The organism is Ruegeria sp. BI12 (assembly GCF_056537985.1).
The window spans coordinates 882018-900942 of record NZ_JBQFSL010000002.1; the positions used below are offsets into that span (position 1 = coordinate 882018).

Sequence of the window (18925 nt, forward strand, 5' to 3'; positions counted from 1 at the left end):
GATTTTGCGATACATCCGAAGGTTGTGCAGAATTCGCTCGACTTCCATGGCACGGCAAGCCGTACTGCCGCCGTGGACGACGCAACCCGGGAACAGCTCAGTTTTGTTTTTGCGAAGCTGACGGGCAATCTGGAGGATGCGGCCTCGCTGGCCCTGAAGGGCCAGCACCCGCAGATAGGTGCGGAAGAGGCTGAAGATCTGATACGATCCATTCAGGCCCTGCTGAGCCACGCTGACGCCCGCATACGGGCCATAGAGCGACTGGCTGACTGGTATCGCTGATACCCGGTCGCCCCCCCCTGGGACTAAGTTCGACAGGGGCGACAGGTATAACACCGCCGTCCCTGAACCAGGCCGTGTCTGGACGTTAAAATCAGTGGCGCAACTTTTCAGCTGGTATCCGCAGATGCGCGCCTTGCACGACTGACATCGACACCCATTTTTCCAGCCTGGCAAGTATCTCTTCGCGGCGCTGTTTGCCCTGGTTTTCTCTGGCATCCATTTCCGGCTGCACCTCCAGCATGATGTTGAACGCTTTGATCAGGGACGGCACGTCACCTTTAAGACCTTTTTGACAGAGCGCTAGGTAGGCAGCTTCATATCCGTCCAGCGACACAGTCCGGCCATCCGGTGTGCGAGCTGCAACAGGCTCCGACAGGATCGCTGCAGCGTCTTTCACCAGATCGGAACGGGTCTTCGGCCGACCTTTCGGATTGCCGGATTGACCTTTCTTCCACTGGCCGGATTTTGGAGGTTTGCCATAGCCGATGTCGTAAGTGTCAGTCATTTCCACCTCCATCGTCGATGACATTGACACCCATCTTCCGGAGCGCGTTCAGGATCCGCTGCTTTTTCTCCTTCGGATCAAACTCAGCAGCCTGAGCGGCACCGGCTTCTTCCAGGATACGCCGCTGCAGGTCCATGGCACGCCGATCACCGGACAGAGCCAGTTCCCGCAGTTTGCGGATCAGGGCTTCGCTGATGGGCATCTGCTTCTCTGCACCCTTCGGCCTGACTTTACGCTTCAGCACTTTTTGCGTCAGAGACAGAATATCGTCCTGCTTTTTGGGCCGGCCTTTTGGATTTCCGGATTTTCCCTTTTTGAAACGGCTGGTTTCAGGCGGGCGCATATAGCCCACCTGAGTTTTGGTCTGATCACTCATTCTGCAGCCTCCGTCGCCGGAGCCATAGCCTCTAAAGCGCGATGAGCGGCCATCTCAGCATATGTCTCACCAGTGGAGGCCAGAACAGCTTGCTGCCCTGTCTGCGCCATAAATCGGCGGCAGGTAACGTCGAATAAATCGGGTCGAGCTCCACCAGGCGGGCTCTGCGGCCACAGCGTTCCGCAGCTATCAAGGTCGTGCCGGATCCGCCAAAGCCGTCCAGCACGACATCACCGCGTCGAGTGACATCTCTGATCGCATCCGCCACCAGCGCCACTGGCTTAACCGTCGGGTGCAGTTCCAGATCTTTCTGATTGCTGCCAAAGCTGTTCACACCGGGATAATCCCAGACATTCGTCCGGTATCTGCCTTTCTCACCCAGTCTAAAGGTATTGAGATGGGGAGCGGTTCCGACCTTCCAGACATAGATCAGTTCATGTCGCGATCGATAAAACGTACCCATGCCGCCATTGGTCTTGGCCCAGACGATCAGGTTTTTGAGCTCTGAATAGGTTTTGGATCCGGCTGACTGCAGCTCCGGCATGTGGCGCCAATCCATGCAGACGAAGTGAATGGCACCGTCAACGCTGACACCCGCCATGGCTCGGAGCGACGCTTCCAGGAAGGCTGTAAAGGTGCTGGCATCCATTTCACCGGCTGCCATTGCAAACTCACGGTGTTTCACGGCACCGGAACCACAGACATGGCCGTCTATTTTGACGTTATAGGGCGGATCAGTAAAGACAGCGCGCGCACGATCGTCACCCATCAGGCTTGCATATGTCTCGGGATCACGTGCATCGCCGCAGATCAGTCTGTGCGTGCCGAGATTCCAGACATCACCGGGCTTCGTGATAGCCTGCTCTGCAGCAGGTTCCGGCACCTCATCGGCCGGGTCTGCTGTTTCTTCATTGTCGTTATCCAGCAGCAGATCCAGTTCGGCCGTTTCGAAGCCGGTGATTTCCAGATCAAAATCCAGCTCTAACTCATCCAGCGCCTGGAATTCGATTTTCAGGATGTCGCGATCCCAGCCGGCCAGTTCGGCCAGTCTGTTGTCAGCAATGACATAGGCACGACGTTCTGCATCAGACAAATGCGCCAGTTCAACGGTCGGCACTTCGGTGGTGCCAAGTCGTTTAGCTGCAGCGACGCGACCGTGGCCGGCAATGACACCGCCTTTTTTGTCGATCAACACTGGATTGGTAAAGCCAAACTGCCGGATCGACGCTGTGATCTGATCAATCTGCTTGTCACTATGCGTCCGGGCATTGCCGGCATAGGGGATGAGATCATCCGTTTTACGATAGACGATCTTCAGCCGGGTTTCCTCCGGCAGGGTTTTAATGTCAGCCATTATGGGGCCTTTCAGATGTGCGCAGCCGGCTCGCCCTGACAGAGATCAGATCTCCGCTCGGAGAACCGGTCTGCGCTGTTTCAGGAAGAGGCCGGATCAGCAGATCCCTGCGAAGGGCCGGAATCTTCCGGCACTAGATCGGCAGGCCCCCCACCGATCACTTCGCTTTTCTAACTCAGGTTACATACGCGACGAGTTTACAGACGATCCGCGAATAGCGGAATCTGAATGCTAAATCGCGTCTTCCTTCATTTCCTTTCTGATCGACAAAAGATCCTGCAAATCAACCTGCAGCATTTCAGCGGACCAGCCGACACAGTCACTGAATTGCTTCAGGACTTCGATGTAGTGATCCATATCGTCGCCAGACAGATCGACTAAGCTCAGGGCGGGAATTTTGTCGATATTCAGCGATTGCGCTGCTTCGACACGCCCCTGACCCGCGATGATTTCACCGCTTCCATCAATGACGACGGGCTGAGCTCCGGCATAGTCTTTGATAGTCTGCCGAAAGCGATCAATCTCTTCTTCAGTGTGATGCAAGGCATCACCTGAATTGTGAAAGAGACAGTCCGGATCGCACCAGTCTACCTTTGCGAGAGTTTGGTCTCTCATGTTAGGGGGTTCTTTTTCCCCGGTTTTATCAGGCATGGGCTTTTACTCCTCACACACCATTTGCCACCGGACCATCCGGCGACTTCGAAATATCATGCGGTGATAGTCACCGCTTAACTCCGTTGATGCGTAAGCAGCCTCATAGGCGCTTACGGAATTGCCGGGTCTGAGCCCGACATCCGACAGGTTCAGCAAACCAGCCAGCTTCCGTTGTTAGGCAAGATCACCCGGTGGATGCGTCTTACTGAACTCCAGAAAGGAAAGTTCGGTGGGAAATTCAAGAATTTTTTTTGGTAGAGGTGCCAGAATTATAAATGGCTTATACAAAAAATGACATTCAGGCCGGTTTCGCCGTGATTTCGCACCGGGCAAACGGTTCACTCGAGACCCTACCGCGGCCTCTCAACCCTGACGTGATTCGGCTTAGGCTCAGTCCAATAGCTCGCCGCAGGGTACGCCCAGCGCGACAGCTATCTTGTCCACCACTTCTATTGTGGGATTTCTGGCTCCGCGTTCGAGGTCACTGATGTAGGTTCTGTGGATGCCGGACTGATGCGCAAGCTCTTCCTGCGACCAGTCTTTCGACCGGCGCAGACGCCGCATGTTTCCACTGAGACGGTTACGAACATCCATGACCCCCAAAGGCACGGGATGTCGCCGATCCGTCTACAGACGATCAGTGACATTTTATGTAGACTTCCATCTTGCAGCGAGCATTTGTCGATGTCACTGATCGACGACAAGGGAATTGATATGCTGATTTCAGAAACAACCGCGGGAAGACCTGACGCTACCATTGAGAAACAGACAAAGCAGCTCGCTGAGTACATCATCGAAACCGGGTTGAAACCGCTGCCCCTGCCCGCGGAGTTCTTCTACGCCTCCCTGCCCCTTTGTGTAATCGATGCGGTTTTTTCGATTGGCGTCACATACACCTCTACCGCAAACACGGTGACCCGGTTTTGCGAACGCCAGGGCTGGACGAAGTCGCTGGCGCCGGATGCGCCTCGCTCAACCGGCGAGCACACCATCAGTAAGTTTCTGGCGCTGTTTGATGGCCTGACGCCGGACCAGATGGCCGCTGACCTCTTCGGCAATCGACAGCGCACGTCCACCCGCTCAGGCATTCTGAAGGCCGAAGCAGTTCGCCAGTATGCTGAAGCATTGCAGGCAAACGGGATCGAAGATTTTTGGGACATTACCGATAACCGGCTAACAACGGTCGAAAAGCAGGTCCGCTGCATTCCGGGTCAGGGAAGCGGTATTTCATTTGACTACTTTCGGATGCTCGCAGGTAACGACAACCTGATTAAACCTGACCGGATGGTTCAGCGCTACATCGCAAAGGCGCTCGATCTGAAACCCGTGCGGGTCACGCCAGAGTTTGCCAGATCACTGATGCTAGGCGTGATAACCATTCTAGCCGAACAAGAAAGCAAATGGTCTGAACGACAGTTGGACTACGCTATCTGGACTAAGCAACGAACCCAATGATCTGCGCTGATAACAACAACTTGTACCAGCCACATTTCGCGATAGGCTCCTTATGCCGCCTTCTTAGCTTTCTGCAATTTCCGAAGCGCGTCATCACGGCACTTAAGGAGTATCTTGTCAGCATCCTGATCTGCGAGGGTCTCAAATAGCACCCCACTGCCCCGCAAATTCAGCGCCTTCATGAACTCGTTAAAAGCCTTGCCTGTTGCGTAGACATCGGGATGCATCCGCATAATCCTAACAATACCGCGCAGCAGCTCGACCCTGTTGCTTAGAATAGGACGTTCAACAAGAGCCTGCCTTGTGTCAGCTAAACGTAGGAGCTCCTGCAAAACACCAATTTGATCCTCGGGATCAACCCGCCAGGCGATGAACGCGTTCCACCACAGCCGCGAGACTGCGTGATCATCGCGATACCCTGTTCTGCCGCGTGCAAAGTAGTGGGTTTCAATCTGACTGACGTTTTGATGATGCACCTCTCTGCGCTGTTCAGCCGCCTTCCGCTTCGCCCCAGTCAGACTGCCCAGCAAACCACCAGCCTCTTTTGGCTCGTCTTTCAGGGGCCACCGTTTCCGGGCATATTCTAGGCATTCAAAATGCGTAAGGCGCGCCCAGACACGCTCTTCAGTCGCTAGCGCGGGCGTCATCCCCTTGAAAGACTCAAATACGATCAGGGAGTTTCTGGCCTCCGCTGTGGTGCCGCCCGACAGCTCTAACTTGCCCAACTTTTCGGGATCCACCTCAACCGAGGATAGTTCCATCGACCATCCGTTTAGATGAGCCTGATCTTCGAAACCAGAGTCACGGTATATTTCAAGGTTGGACGGAACATTGGCTTTTAGCTCGGCAAGAGTGCTGTCAGCAAAGTATTTTAGTTTAGGCATTGTCCATCATCTCCGTGAATGATTCCCCTAGCTTATCTACCGGAGAGCCCAGAAGCCGCTGTGCGCTCTCCAGAAGAGGCGCCCTTTCAATGTCGATACCGAGGTGCTCGCATTTCGCCGAAAATACACGGCACCAGGGCCTGTCTTCGTATCCGGAGTTTCCCTGTCCGCGAATGCTCTCCAGAACTTCCATGACTACTGGCATGTATACAGCACTGAGCAGTATCGATTTGCCTCCTTTGCTACCTCGCAGCTGTTCGATGGACTTGAACAGATCGACAGGAGCAAGGATCCGAATTGAATCAGCCAAAAGGTCGAGTTTGAGACGGCCTTTGGGAATGTCATCGGATGGAACAAGCTCAAAAATGCTCTCGAATTTGCGAAGCTTGTCCCGGCCAATGCTAAATACGATATCATTTGCGAGGCCGATGATCTCCGATCCACGGATTGAGATGGCGTCACCAAATTCCGGATTGAGGCTTTTCGCCGACCAGTTCTTGACTGGTCTTACTAGCCAGATTGCCGGTTTTACTTCGACGCGGCCGTGAAGTGCACCACGATCAAAGCTCCAAGTTCCCTGAGCATTGCCAGCCGCGCGCAATTCCGAAAAGAACGTATCCTGACAGCGGATAAATGCACCAACTTGTGCCGACCCATTGTCGATGAGCTTCTCTATGTCGGATGCCCCGAGCAATGGGATAAAATCCACTTCAACGTTGCCATCGGAAGACTCGCGGACCTCGGCGATCTGAAGATCAAAGCTTCCGCTCAGAAAATCGTCGTTTCCGTCACTCAAAACAGGATGCGGAAAATGGCTGTTCAGATCAATCTTCATCAGCTCGCGCTCCGGATCGCATAGACCTCGAGCGGGCCAGTGTAGTCGTCATCAAATGTCACTTCGATCTCGACGCGACTGCCTTGATCAACGCTTACTTGAACGCGCCCGCTTCTGGCTGAGCAATTTGCCATTCCGAAAGCGTTAGCTATTCTGAGCTCCGTCTCATCATAGACACCTGTTGCGAGGAACGTGAGCTCGATGTCTCCAGCCTCATCTGGAGTAAAGTAGATCTTTCTGCTCCGCGGGCTCTGTTCGACATTGCGAACAGTGGCGAGTCGCACGACGTTTTGCTGTCCCCTCGTCCCTTCTCCTCCTTCTCCAGCACCCGAGCCAGTACCTTTGCCGTCTGCTCCAATGCTTCCGGCTCCGTCATCATGCCCGGCCCCTCCTTCTTCACCTTCTACATACCTGGCAACTGGTTTTCTGGGCTTTGGACGGACGCGCTTTGCCGGTGTGAATCTTATAGTTTCAGGATCGTCTTCGGCAGAGGGCACTTTCGCCTCTTCGCTGCCGGCGTCAGCGAAGAACTCTCCAAGTTCCTCGAGCTTTACCGCTTCACCTCCGGTGATTTCTGCATTCTCTCGGATCAGGTTGCGTATCTCATGGATGAGTTGTTTCATCGCCCGCGTCACTTTCGATTGCTTTGCGGGATCATCGAGGCGGCCAGCCGAAAAGGCGTTATGTTGCGGGTTTTCTAAAGACTTTAAAACCTTACTTGCTTCGTTATCAGCAGGCTCGACCAGCATTATGAAATCTCGCGCACCGGGGAACCGAGCAAATTTGTCCCCGAAGTGTTCAAGCGACTGTGAGATAAGCATGCCGTTGCGGACGATCGCCACACGCTTCGGCATTCCTTCCTCAACGAGGATTTTCGCTGTGAATTCACCGAGGTCATCCACGCGGAATCGTTTTTTCACTGATTCCTCTGATCTTCGACAACAGAATAGCTGTCGTGCGAGTCGGATGTCGTCACCATGTGAAGCCTCTTCTCCAGCCTCTTCAATCACCGGGTCGTCGAGCAATTCAGCCACTGTCTCGGTATTCACAATGCGTGTGCCGTCCCCAACCTCGAATTCAATGTCGCCGTCTTCAACCGCAGCAAAGAAATTTGCCAGTAGCGGAACGGTCATCCGGTCAATCCAGCCTTCTCGCCCGCGGAAGCCGATGGAAAAAACCGAGGTTCCCTTTGTGTCGCGCCGTAACCAAGCCGGAACCAGTTTTGGATCTTCCACCGCCTCAAAGTGCTCCGGATGACCCCAGTAGCCCTTGGCAGTCCGCTCAATACCGTCGGCATCCCTGTGTGAAACCAGCTGGATTTTTCCTTGTAATGCGAATTTTTCCCCATCTGGAGTGTCATAAAGCGTGGAATAAAAAACTGTCCTGAGATCGGAAACGGCAAAGGTTGCGTTTTTTCCGATCCCGAATGAACCGCCGGAAGTTTCAGTAGACTTATTGCTCTTGCCAGAGCTTTTGACCAGCGCATGAAACTTGGACGAAGCGTCGTTAGGCGGCCCCTCCAGCCCGGTTGTGTTATAGTCAGCGATCTCCAAGACTGGTATGAACAGGTTTGACACTACTTCATTGGCGTTCTCGAAGAAGTCGCGATCTTTATCACTCCCGGATACTCGGGCTGCCTTAAGACAAACAGAAATCGTATCTCTGAGCTTGTCGATTCCCGGGATTTCGCCGGCTGGGACCTGATGCTCACGCAGCACCATGCGAACAGGGCGTCCATCAGCCGCGTCCAGTGTGTTCTGTCCAGCTTCTTTACTGCAGCTTACGAATGGCGTGTCCCTGAATGTCTCAATACCGGCATGGCCCAAGCCTTCGACCTCACCTGCCTGGTTCTCAAGAAACTCCAGCCTAACCTCAGTCATTTTTTACTCCCACCTCAATCAATCCGAAAACCATCGTCGCCGCTCTTGTCACCTCGGGAAAATCGCCCCTTCGCAGTGTCGAGCTCTTTCTGAAGCGCTCGAAAGATCTTGCGGATATCCTCGTCTGTGAATTCGTAGGCCGAGCGATTAGAGAGATTACCGATAAGTCGTAAATCCTTGATCGCCCGATTGACCCTGTTCTCTGCGAGCTCCACGAACTTCGCTCTCTTATCGCGTTCTACCATTCAACATTCCGCCGCAGTGCTACACCCGTGAGATATGTAGAAACATTTACGAATGATTTCAACAATAGCAGTAACATTATATGTATATTACGCATTAAATGAGAAATATTTCAAGTCAGCGCTTACGTTCACTGGCCATTAGTAGTCTGCTTTTAAACATAACTTTTGCAATCTGGGGATTGATTTCAACCTCAGGGAAGTTCAACGAGTTTTTCGACCACCTTTTGTAAACGGATTCGAGCTTTCTATACCCACTTTGGCCGAAGCATAGGAGCTGCAAAGCGCGACTCGTCGCAAAGACCTCTGCTTCGGGTGATTTGGAAAAAACTTGAAACCAATACGCGATCAGGATTGCTCAACATGACGGCCTTACACATGGTCCGTCATAGGATCACACGACATTGCCTTGCGAAGATCAGAGTTACATCTCAGTCGGCCATCAACTAACAATCAAAACGAACCCACCGGATCAGGCCACACTGTGTTCTCATCAGTAATGAAGCTCGAGGCTATGTCAGAAAGAGACCAAACGAAAATTGACTTAACAACTGTACTGGAAGCTGCGGCCACAAAAGCCGAAGACTTTCTCTTCGATCAAAAAAGAGTCGCCGAGATCGACTACAAAGACAACCTGACCAGCAGCATGCCAGAGAGGATGAAGGCATCTCAACGATCGAATGAGGCCTTTTTGAAGCAACTTTTGAGTGAGGGTGGCAACGTCTACGCTCTTTGGGCCAGAGCACAAGGCACCAACGATTGGCGGCTTCAATACATCGGTCAAAGAAAATCAAAAAGCATAAGAGAGCGATTGTGCCAGCATCTATTCTCAAAACACAAAAGTACAGGAGCCCAGCTCAACAAAGTGCGAGGATGCCTGGAAAACAGCGCTGATATCGGTGTAAGCGTAATTCAGGTAATTCCTGACGAAGCCAGGAGCGCAATCGAAGAGATATTAATCAAAAGAAAGCAACCCAGTTGGAACATACACGGTCAGTGAGGCGACACGGGCAGCGTCACAACCGTCCAAGAATTGATTGGTGCGGTTTCAAACGGCTCCTGAAGAACCAATACAGGTGAGTTTCTTAGTTTGGCTAGTGTTGCTGCCATTTCACAAACAGTCGCCTGCTTAAAATTGCTGCAAGCAATCTGACAGGGGTCAGATTTGCTACCACAGCTCGATCATCTTAACGGACAACCATTCGATGCATTTAAAGACGCGCTACTTCCAAATTTAACATAACGGCCCTTATCGTTTGGGGATACGCCCGAAAGCGGCCGTTGGCAAAACATGGTTTCAACGACCGCTCTAGGCCAGCGCTGAAAAATTGAAAGGCTGACCCGCTGCGGATATCTAAAGGCAGACTAACCCGTATTACGAGCCTCATCTTCCTTAGTCATGGTTATTCGAGCGATGTCCTCAGACGTCCCTGCCAGCTCAAGCAGAATATTGGCCCGGCTTGTAGCGACATAAATCAGCTCGGGATCTCGCAATTCTTCAAGGCCGATTACAAAGACGCAGGGTCGGGAGAGACCTTTGAATCTGCGGACAGAGTCGAAGACTATATGGTTAGGCAACAGGCCATCCGCGGAGCAAGTTTCGATGCCAGCAATTCTTCTAGGCGGCGCTCTCAAGTCTGCCGAATTTCCCGTGAGCACGGCAATCTGTCCAACACCAACCTGGGAGGATGATAACAAGCGAGCTATTCGTTCATTCACTTTGGAAAATGCGACGTCGCTTGAGCGACACTCCATTATGCCTACCGGTTCGCCTTCAGGGCCAATGGCCGTTGACCGCCGACCCTCGTACCACTTGGAAATAAGTGCATGAATGCGCCGGGTGTTTCTGAGGTTTCGCGTAAGTGGAATGGCCGACTGCGGCAAAGCTGAGATGAAGTTATCGTCCTGCGAGAAAAGACGCTGATTGTCGTCGAAAAACACATAGAAGCGCTGCTGCCCTGCATCTTTCAAGATCATGCGCATTGAGTTTAACCAAGAGTCACGGAAATCCTGACCCTCATCAATAATGATTGTATCGAAGCCGAGATCAGATCGAGTACCAACTGCCTCCATCAAAGCTTCTGGCAGAATTGTATCAAACAATGCCTGCCCGGCGTTCGCAGGCAACTCAATGGAAGCCCCTTCAGCAAACTTGCGACATAGCGAGTGGAAACTGGCGACTACAAGGTTCTCCTGATCTTTGCATGAGTTTTGAAGATGGCTTGCCAGTGGCGCGTTGAAACAGGTCAACAATGTACGCTGTCCGTCCTTTGCAAATCTGATGGCGGCTTCAATTGCCAGAACGGTCTTTCCACTGCCTGCTCCGCCGGAAATCGCCAGTTCATTGTTGTCAGTCAGGGAGTCAAGTATCCAGGCCTGCTCGCCGGTTAGGCGTTCTATTTCCTTGGCGTCGTCCGCGAGACTGCCACCGATATGAGCATGAAGTTCGAAGTGGCTGGCCAGCAGTTCTTCAAGTGCCTTCAACCCATCGAGGCCAAGTGGCTCTTCTCGATCGTCAGCCCCTTCTGTCATTCGGCGCACGACCCAGCGATCGAGTTTCTCTATGTCGTCACCAAAGGCCACGATTTCGAGCGGTGCATCAGAAGCAAGTGCCCGTGAAGGTCGAGTGCTGCCCGGAAGGATTGCCCCATGACGAACTCGTAGGAAACGGCTGCCGAGACGCTTCTTAATTCGCTTGAGAAAGTGATGCTTACTGCTCCGAGCCTGAGAAATCGGATTCTTGATTCTGAACGTGAATCCATCCCGATCAGTACTGAGCCATTGACCATCTTCCTTGCGGCAGCTTACGCGGCCACCCTTAACTTCAAGAAAAAGAAGTCCATTCTCGCGATGCGCAACGATGAAGTCCGCCTCGCCATCAAACTCGCCACCGCCGGCGTCCGCTTCATGCCATGAGCGTGAGTAATATATATTGTAATCGCCTGCGAGTAGATCGCGAAGCTTCTCGTAAACGCGAATTTCGGAAGACAGTTTTGGATTTTCGATAACATGTTTTGGAAGCTGAGAAGGATACATGCGGGCCATAATCACTCACTCCCGTCGAGAAGTTTTCTGAAAAATCCGATTCCAGGCTGATCCGGGGTGCCGACAATCATGCCGCGATCAAGGTGGCGATTGAAATGCTCGCAGGAAGTTTCAGGAAGGAATGTGCAGCAATGGCATGCCGCGGAACCCGAGCCTTCCGATAAAGACAGGATCCCGCTGCTGCACAGTGGATCAGATGAGCACCATTCCAGATCACGCAAGGCAGAAACCAAAAGCGGTCCCAACTCACTTGTTCGCCCCTTTCGCGATAACCCACCAAGTGTGCCATCGGAATCCGGCGCCGACGTGTACAGAAGGAAGCCGCACATTCCACCAGGGCCAGACGAAACGTACAGACGCTCTCTGATGGAAGCGGTAGAATACCCGCTGTCCAGCGACAGCTGCTCAGCAAGAGCATGTGCGGTCGTGTGTGCCAAAAGGAATCGTGGCGAGATCGTCATAGGGAACGGGCGATCGTCTCCATTGTGCTCGCGCCACGCGCTTTCTGCCGCAGAGTGCGCCTCTTTAGCCCGTTCAGAAACATCTTTCCGGGCCTCCCAACGTAAGACCTCTTCCTCGTCAAAGTTTAGGAAGATTCCTTCTCCACGAACTTCAATTGCCGGAAGCCAGTTCAGTTTCGTGTCAGAAAGCGGGGCGACAAAGGCACTGTTATCATTGGCCTCCACAGCATTGAGCCGGCTAAAGCCTCGCAGCACCCGGACTTCGCGCAATCGTTCGACTGACACGAGGTGACTCAGATAACCAGTCAACTCGGGTGGCAGACTCTGTGGGCTTATTTGAAACTCGGGGAAATGCTCATCACCCGCCATCCCCGAACAGAGCATCATATGCTCGTTGGGTCGAAGATCGCCGGTTTGGTCATCCAGCAAAACGAGCAAAGTCAGAATTTTTGCCGCGAGTTCGTCTGCAGTAACCTGTGAATCAGGCCAAACCGGGTGGATCTTCTTCTTCACATACAGAGGAAGCTGATTGCGGTCGTCCAAGGATGTCAAATCATCCCAGAATTCTTCAAGCATATCTCGGAATGAACCGCCGAAAGGAGGTACATCCAACGCCGAAGCAATGACCGGAAAGTAAGCATTGGAAGCACCGCGCTGAATTGCGACGGGTTGATGACTGCAGCCCTTTGCCTCAGATTTCAGCCATGGCGACTTGCCTTCACAGGGCAGTTTTCCAAGCGCTCCCGGGGACAGCGCCCCGTCCAGATCTTTTTCCTGTTTGCATTCAGTACAGTGAACTTTCAGGCCTTTCAGACCGGCGCCATCGCCAACAAGCTTTAAGGGTTTCTTTCTTGAGCACTTTTCCAGATGTCTCGGCCAGGACATCCACGGAAAATCCTGGAGATGCCCGGCAGGGCAAGTAACGACAAATCTTACCGGCACCGCGTAGACTTTTCTGATCCGTCGCCCTCTGCCAGTGCTGCAGTTTGTGCAGTAGAGTTCAGGCTTTTCGATCTCAGAGCCCCAAAAGCGGCTTCGCTGCAAAAGATTGCAACTCGGGCATACATGCCAGTCGGGGAAACGATACGCTGGCAAAAGCCGTGGCCTTTTGGACTGGCCGAACCGCTCCTCACCTACAGGTGGCAACCGGAAGCCCCGAACTTGAAGACGCGCCTGCAGTGGCTCGTGATTGATACGCTGATCATTCAACAGACCTGGTTTGGTGGAGAGCTTATCCCAGGACTCGAGACCAGCTGCAACCACCGAAATTGGCGCTCCGTCTTCACCCCGAAAGTCAATTATGGCCCCAGGGCCATTGCCAGAGAGAACCTGGCTCCGTCGAATCTTCCCAATAGGTTTCATCGATTTGCCTCTCTGTCTTGAGATCCGCTAAGGAGAACGAATGGTGTCGACGCCTCAACCGTCCGAAGTGAATTTGGCGTCGGTTTTTGCTTGCTGAAGCGCGCTCTGTTTCCGCGCTCAGCGGCAGCTTCCGCGGAGGTTAACAGCGCATCGTTATGGTCGCTCCAGTACTCGCTAAGACCTTGATGGTCGAACCAGTCGTCTAGGAATGTGTCTAGTTGCCGTCGCGCAGCTTCAGCCTCGGACGGATCGATTCGATCGATCCGATCAATGATTTTTTCAAGCAAGTCCTCTGCGTCTTTCTGATGTTGCTCAATAGCTCCTGGGTCTGTCATCCCTTGTACGAGGTGGCGAACGAGCGCCACATACGGAGCATGAAGTGCCCTGTCTCGAGCGCGCGGGGCGAAGGGTGTGACACTTGTTGCTTCGACGTCTCGATAAAGGCTGCGGTGCCAGCTGGCGAAAGTCTCATACCGGCTGCGGTCTCGAGACTTTGCGGCGTTGAACAGGGTAATCACAAGGCCGGGGGCACGGCTGCTGCGACCAACGCGGCTCGTAGCCTGAATGTACTCTGCGATGGTCTTCGGTTGTCCGTTAACCAACATCAAGCCAAGACGCGAGACGTCCATTCCAACCGAGATCATGTTGCTGGCCAACACGATATCGATATGCTCCGGATCATTCCATGGCCGCTCCAGGTCTTTCAGGAAGCGAGGAATTTCACTGGAGCGAACACGGCTCGTCAACTCGATTTGCGTCTGAGCATCGCGCTCTGGCTCATTCCCATGGCGCGCAGCGTAATCATGAATACTTCGTGCCGCGTCGTCTCGCATCAGAACCAGAGCACCTCCGAGTTCTCGCAGCGAATTGAAATAGTTCACCAACGTCCAGTAGCCGTCGCGGGACTTGTCATCCAATCTTTGATCAGTCGCCGCCTGCAAAAGCGAAGCAGCAACCGCCTGCTGAGTAAATTTGGCCGAGCGTCCGACCGTAGAGATGCCAACATACCGGCGGCCCGGAACAGTGCGATCCTCAACAGCAAACCCGGAATTGGTATGATCGAGTCCCGGCGGGGGAAACTGAAAGGAGTTTCGATCAAACAGCGCTCGGATCTGCGCTTCGGCACGGCGGATTGTTGCAGTCGACCCAATGATTTTTGGCCTACAGCCTGAAGTGCCCCGGCACAGTTCGTCGATTGCGGTTTCATAGAGGCCCGCGAGACTTCCAAGGGGCCCTGAGATGAGATGCAACTCATCCTGAATGATAAGTTCCGGTGGGTCTGATGGAGTTCCGATACCGAACAAACGACCCGATGTCTGATTTCGCGTAATCTGTGCGTATTTATCCACCGTTCCAATGATGAGCGTCGGCTGCTCGCGATACACGTCCTCGTCAACCGTCCAGACAGGTACTGGGCTTATCGACTGGGCCAATTCGCAAGACGTCGAATTACAACGTGCTTCGATCCGATCACCATTGGCGGAAAGCTTCCACTCCATAGGCTTGTGACAGCAAGGACATGTTCGCAACTGTGCGGGAGAGCTTTCGCCGTTGTTCGCAAGGGCTCTCTCGGCATCCGCCACACTGTTTGGCGTAGCCCCTTCTCCGACCCAGAGACCGAGAGAGATCGGTGCATCAGTTTCGAAGTGCTTTGGTATCTGACTTATACCTGCATCGGCCTTGCCGATCCGGATGAATTCGCAGGCCAAAATAAGCGCAGCGGCTCTTTCAAATTGCTGAATTGTGAGGAGCCGAAGTGTGTACCTCATAAAAGTGGTCACCCCCGCACCACTGGGATCACCAGCGGCTCTGAGGCGCCGCAGGAATATAGTAAAGGCTGTGAGAAGCAAATACGCTTCTGTTTTCCCGCCTCCGGTCGGGAACCAGAGGAGGTCCATTGTCTCGCGCTCTGGCGAAGCGCCATTGGCAAGGGATTCCAAACTCAGAAGCGCGAAACCGAGCTGGAAAGGCCTCCATGACAAGTCAGGCGGGTCGGGCTCGACCCTCCAGGAGTATTGAAGCGCAAGTGCAGCATTGGCCAAGCGAAAGGCATCGAGAACATCAGGCGCTTCGGCCAGAAGTGAGATACCTCTTCGCATACGGTCCTCTGCCGCACGGCAACGCCTCATGTGAAGATCGCCTTGCTCAGCCAGTTGCGCTGGAAGCCCGGTAACGCCACCCGCGGTCCTTGCAATCCATGCCGAATATGCATCCACGAACGCATTCAGGGACCCGCAAAGCTCAATTCTGTCCTGAGTTGCGAGCCAGCGGGCACTAAGCGCGGCACGAACTTTGTCCCCTTTGAATTCGACATCACCCGCCGCGCTGACAACGTGAACCGTCGCCTCCGGAAACCAGCTGGTTCTTATCTCCTGGATTGTGCCGTCGACCGGCTCATTCCATGTTGCGGAACACGTGTGCCCCACAGCCCACTGCTGTACATTCCTGTAAAGCAGACTCGCCGATTTTGCATCGTCCTCTTGGTTTGCTCCCACCAGACGATCTGGCTTTGGAACAAGGTGGCATTCCCGATCACATTGAACAGCCAGCGAAACCTGAAACAATGCGGCCTCTTCGTTGGCCTCTCGGCTCTTTGCCCGCGCTGGCTTGGTATCGTTGGTCAGTGCCAGAGTTATCAAAAGGACATCTGACCAGGGTGCAGCACGGACATGAAGGCTTGCGCCAGAAAGCCCATGTTCCGCCAGACTGATTATCGGCACTTCTCCAGATTGCAATTTGTCGAGTGGAAGAACGAGCTCGGCTACATGCGGCTCGCGTCGCCAGTCTTTTCCTCGTCGAGTGCGGGTATCTTCATCCTCGTTCGCAGGCTCCTCGGCTCGGTAACGTGCTCCTTCAACCCGGACACGCAATGAAGCCTCATTCCCCAGCGACTGAACCGCGAACGACAGGCCCATGGAGCTCGGCCTGAAAGTTGATGCGGCCTTTACCCCGTCAAGTGATGTGCCGGCATAGTCCGCGTCGTCGGCATCAGATGCCTCATCATCCTCTTCTGGAGAAATCGTTGCTCTGTGAGCAAAGAGAATGCCGGTAAGATATCGATCCGTCGGCCTGTCGGTGATTACCTCGTCGTTTGCTTCCGGCCCGATGAGGTCCACTTTCAGTCGTTCAAGCATTGTATCGCGGGCATCGTTCATTCGCATTCTCCAAGATCTTTTTCGCTTCAGCGAGGCACCTGTGCAAAGCCGCCTAACAGGGGCATCAACCCAATAGATGGTGCGTTACCCGTGCGGTCTGGAACGACAACGGTTGTTGCTCCTACAACAGAAAAACCAGAAATCCGCTCAGGCATTGGACTATCCGAATTAGTCTGACTTACGGACCGCAGCGCTTCGATAAAACCGGAAGACAGGCAACCAATTGCGTCAGCATCGTTTTCTTTAGCTCGAACCAGCAACCTGCCTTGGGAATCAAGGAACGTCTCACCAGAAACCCCGCCCGCCGCCGCCCGCCAGATCGCTTCGATCACAAGCCGAGCATCACTTACCTGCACTGCTCGAGTAAAATCCTGCCAGTTTTCTAGGTCGCCCTCGAGACCGATTTCAATCAATCTGTTGTCCTTGCGAGGCGCCCAGTACCTTTCGGGCTTGCCTGTGGAATAATACTTATCCGGATGGATCCATGACGTCCTCAGTTCAGCAGAGGAACGTGTCGAGCCGACGTAGAGTGTACGCGCCTCCTCTCCCCAATCGACCGTGTCGCCGTATGGAGCACGCGTCAGAAGCAACATCACTCGTTGATTTTCACGACCCTTTACCGCGTGGATCGTTGAAAGCAATGGCCCACGTTTGCCTTCATAATCGCAAAGTAGCTCCGAAGGTGCATCCTCAAGCGCTTCCGCGACATGGCCAATCAGGATGCTATCTCGACCGCTTCCGTCAAGCTCCAGAAGGATTTCCCAACATGACTCATAATCTTGGTCAATTGCTGGATGAACGGCACTGTGTAGGAACTCAAATGCATCTTTTGATAGTCTCTCGGACCCCGAAAGTCCGCCAAGTGTCACACCGATCCAAGGCGCGATCCGAATAGGGCGATCGGGAAGGCGCATACGAAACTGTCGGCCTTCCACTCGCAGGGCCTCTGCCGCTGTAAAGAGCGCGTTGCGGCTCCGCGTAAGGATCAGGCCGCTTGTCGTGGACGGATGGGTGGTGAAGCTCTTTACATCTGCCTCGAGAGCCGCGTTCTGTATTCTCCGGCGCACCTCGAAGTACGTATCACGAGAACCTCGAGGGTCATTCCGCAGTGTCTCCCGAGCGTCTGAAAAGAGCTGCTTCAGGGAGCTGTTACTGGTCCGGTGATCATGCTCCAGACGACAGGTCTCGAACGCATTTGTATCTGCCTTCACCGAGAGGAAAGTGGACTCAGTCCTGTTGCGGCCCTGGTAGCCATAGATTGCCTGAGCAAAATCACCAAGAATCGTGACACCGCATTCCGGATGCAGCAGTTCGACCAGCGCATCGCAAAGCGCCTTTCTATCACCCACGAGGTCCTGAGCCTCATCGATAATGACGTGTTCAAGCTGGCCGATTGCATCTGCAACCAGCGGATCACCGGAACGCAGCAGCTGGGCCGCGGCTCTTATGTTGGCATCGTAGGTAGCCCCGCCCGTGGCGCCTGTGACAGAAAGAAGACGTGAGGCGAAGGAGTCGAAGGTCCGTATTTGAACGGCGGTTACATTCGGCTCCTGAGCGAGCCGCACCAAAACCCGCTCTCTGAGTTCTGCCACCGCCATGCGCGTGAAACTCAGAAGCAGGATACGTGAGGGAGAAAGGTCTTCCTCCTGTACAAGCGCAATTACGCGTTCACACGCAACATGGGTTTTACCCGACCCCGGTCCTGCCTCGACTACGAGGCGGGCTTGGCCTGGTGCTTTGATCACTCTGTCTTGGCTGGGATCGTGTGGCCGAGTGCCTTCGGCATCCTCAGGCAACAACGCTATCCCGAACCATTCGTTCAGGAACCTGGCATTCGGCTCGCTCAGCGACCACTCCTGCGTCACAGGGTCGAAGGAACCGCACAGTTGAAGCGCGAGCTTCAAAGTCTCAGGCATAGGGTCCGGTTTCGTCCACCGGCCTTCCGATGGCAGCAACTCGGTGACACCCTGCAAGTCGCTACGGCCTAACTCCCGCAGCAAGTCGATCAGGGTTTCTGTTCCGCCCTCTTCTACGACCGGGAAAAGAAGATCAGGGCCCTTGCCGGCGCCGATACCATGGCTCCCTAGTGTGATAGTACGGCCATCCGGCAGAGATATGCGCCGCTCGGGCAACGATACCAGGACAGCTTCACCACGAACTGTCCCAAAGCCGATGTCGTGAACGCTGCACAATGTATCGATCACGCTCTCAACTGTAGACATTGCTTCCGAGGAGGGACCAACGCTCATCAACTGAGACACCCACTCCACAGCAGCGATCCGGCTGATGCCTTTCCGGGCATAAACAATGCTGCGTAAAAGGTCGGCAATCATACGTCTGGCCGTCGGCCCGAGATCTGCCGACACAACCAAATCTCGAAACTCCTGGGAGACCGTGTTCACGCTTTAAATGGGCTCTCTGCTAAATTGGCGTTG

At 53.8% G+C, this 18925-nt stretch carries 16 protein-coding genes; 3 read left to right on the forward strand and 13 right to left on the reverse strand.

The genetic code is table 11. From position 1 onward, the window contains the following. Window positions 1-24 precede the first annotated feature (24 nt). Window positions 25-282, forward strand: a complete 258-nt coding sequence (locus ACR0AK_RS17165; protein WP_480794240.1) for a hypothetical protein — start codon at window positions 25-27, stop codon at window positions 280-282. 91 nt (window positions 283-373) lie between these two features. Here the strand turns inward: ACR0AK_RS17165 and ACR0AK_RS17170 are convergent, their stop codons facing one another. The 5 genes from ACR0AK_RS17170 to ACR0AK_RS17190 all read right to left on the reverse strand — a co-directional run bounded on the left by ACR0AK_RS17170 (window position 374) and on the right by ACR0AK_RS17190 (window position 3765). Further along, window positions 374-787, reverse strand: coding sequence for a DUF5681 domain-containing protein (locus tag ACR0AK_RS17170; RefSeq protein ID WP_480794241.1), 414 nt, complete (start codon window positions 785-787; stop codon window positions 374-376). Beyond that, window positions 780-1163, reverse strand: a complete 384-nt coding sequence (locus tag ACR0AK_RS17175; protein ID WP_480794242.1) for a DUF5681 domain-containing protein — start codon at window positions 1161-1163, stop codon at window positions 780-782. The genes ACR0AK_RS17170 and ACR0AK_RS17175 overlap by 8 nt, the downstream gene beginning before the upstream one ends. A gap of 31 nt (window positions 1164-1194) precedes the next feature. Then, entirely contained in the window at window positions 1195-2517 is a 1323-nt protein-coding gene (locus ACR0AK_RS17180; protein WP_480794243.1) for a site-specific DNA-methyltransferase, read from the reverse strand. A gap of 231 nt (window positions 2518-2748) precedes the next feature. Beyond that, window positions 2749-3168, reverse strand: a complete 420-nt coding sequence (locus ACR0AK_RS17185) for a ParB N-terminal domain-containing protein (protein WP_480794244.1) — start codon at window positions 3166-3168, stop codon at window positions 2749-2751. 393 nt (window positions 3169-3561) lie between these two features. Beyond that, complete coding sequence (locus ACR0AK_RS17190; RefSeq protein WP_239337603.1) at window positions 3562-3765, reverse strand: helix-turn-helix domain-containing protein; 204 nt, start codon at window positions 3763-3765, stop codon at window positions 3562-3564. Between the two features lie 90 nt (window positions 3766-3855). On the opposite strand from ACR0AK_RS17190, the gene ACR0AK_RS17195 reads away from it, so the two are divergent. Then, window positions 3856-4626, forward strand: a complete 771-nt coding sequence (locus ACR0AK_RS17195; protein WP_480794245.1) for a hypothetical protein — start codon at window positions 3856-3858, stop codon at window positions 4624-4626. A gap of 50 nt (window positions 4627-4676) precedes the next feature. Here ACR0AK_RS17195 and ACR0AK_RS17200 read toward each other — a convergent pair whose 3' ends face one another. The 4 genes from ACR0AK_RS17200 to ACR0AK_RS17215 are packed head-to-tail and all read right to left on the reverse strand — an operon-like array spanning window position 4677 to window position 8470. Beyond that, window positions 4677-5510: a DUF6339 family protein gene (locus ACR0AK_RS17200; RefSeq protein WP_480794246.1), complete on the reverse strand. Its 834-nt coding sequence runs from the start codon at window positions 5508-5510 to the stop codon at window positions 4677-4679. Then, window positions 5503-6345: a hypothetical protein gene (locus ACR0AK_RS17205; protein WP_480794247.1), complete on the reverse strand. Its 843-nt coding sequence runs from the start codon at window positions 6343-6345 to the stop codon at window positions 5503-5505. The genes ACR0AK_RS17200 and ACR0AK_RS17205 overlap by 8 nt, the downstream gene beginning before the upstream one ends. Beyond that, entirely contained in the window at window positions 6345-8225 is a 1881-nt protein-coding gene (locus ACR0AK_RS17210) for an HU family DNA-binding protein (RefSeq protein ID WP_480794248.1), read from the reverse strand. Before ACR0AK_RS17210 ends, ACR0AK_RS17205 begins: the two co-directional genes overlap by 1 nt. Window positions 8226-8239: 14 nt before the next feature. Continuing rightward, window positions 8240-8470 carry a hypothetical protein gene (locus ACR0AK_RS17215; protein WP_480794249.1) on the reverse strand — a complete coding sequence of 77 codons (231 nt, stop codon included), beginning with the start codon at window positions 8468-8470 and terminating at the stop codon, window positions 8240-8242. A 496-nt stretch (window positions 8471-8966) separates the two neighbouring features. Between ACR0AK_RS17215 and ACR0AK_RS17220 the strand changes: the two genes are divergently transcribed. After that, entirely contained in the window at window positions 8967-9467 is a 501-nt protein-coding gene (locus ACR0AK_RS17220) for a GIY-YIG nuclease family protein (RefSeq protein WP_480794250.1), read from the forward strand. 365 nt (window positions 9468-9832) lie between these two features. Here the strand turns inward: ACR0AK_RS17220 and ACR0AK_RS17225 are convergent, their stop codons facing one another. Genes ACR0AK_RS17225 through ACR0AK_RS17240 form a run of 4 tightly spaced genes read right to left on the reverse strand, consistent with a single transcriptional unit; the run spans window position 9833 to window position 18823 of the window. Next, window positions 9833-11512, reverse strand: coding sequence for a nuclease-related domain-containing DEAD/DEAH box helicase (locus tag ACR0AK_RS17225; protein WP_480794251.1), 1680 nt, complete (start codon window positions 11510-11512; stop codon window positions 9833-9835). A gap of 2 nt (window positions 11513-11514) precedes the next feature. After that, a complete protein-coding gene (gene drmB, locus ACR0AK_RS17230; protein ID WP_480794252.1) occupies window positions 11515-13335 on the reverse strand; it encodes a DrmB family protein in 1821 nt (606 codons plus the stop codon). Continuing rightward, a complete protein-coding gene (locus ACR0AK_RS17235; protein ID WP_480794253.1) occupies window positions 13332-16490 on the reverse strand; it encodes a helicase-related protein in 3159 nt (1052 codons plus the stop codon). The genes drmB and ACR0AK_RS17235 overlap by 4 nt, the downstream gene beginning before the upstream one ends. Before the next feature lie 26 nt (window positions 16491-16516). Continuing rightward, window positions 16517-18823 (reverse strand): UvrD-helicase domain-containing protein, encoded by a 2307-nt coding sequence (locus ACR0AK_RS17240; RefSeq protein WP_480794254.1) that lies wholly within the window; start codon window positions 18821-18823, stop codon window positions 16517-16519. Window positions 18824-18925: the final 102 nt, after the last annotated feature.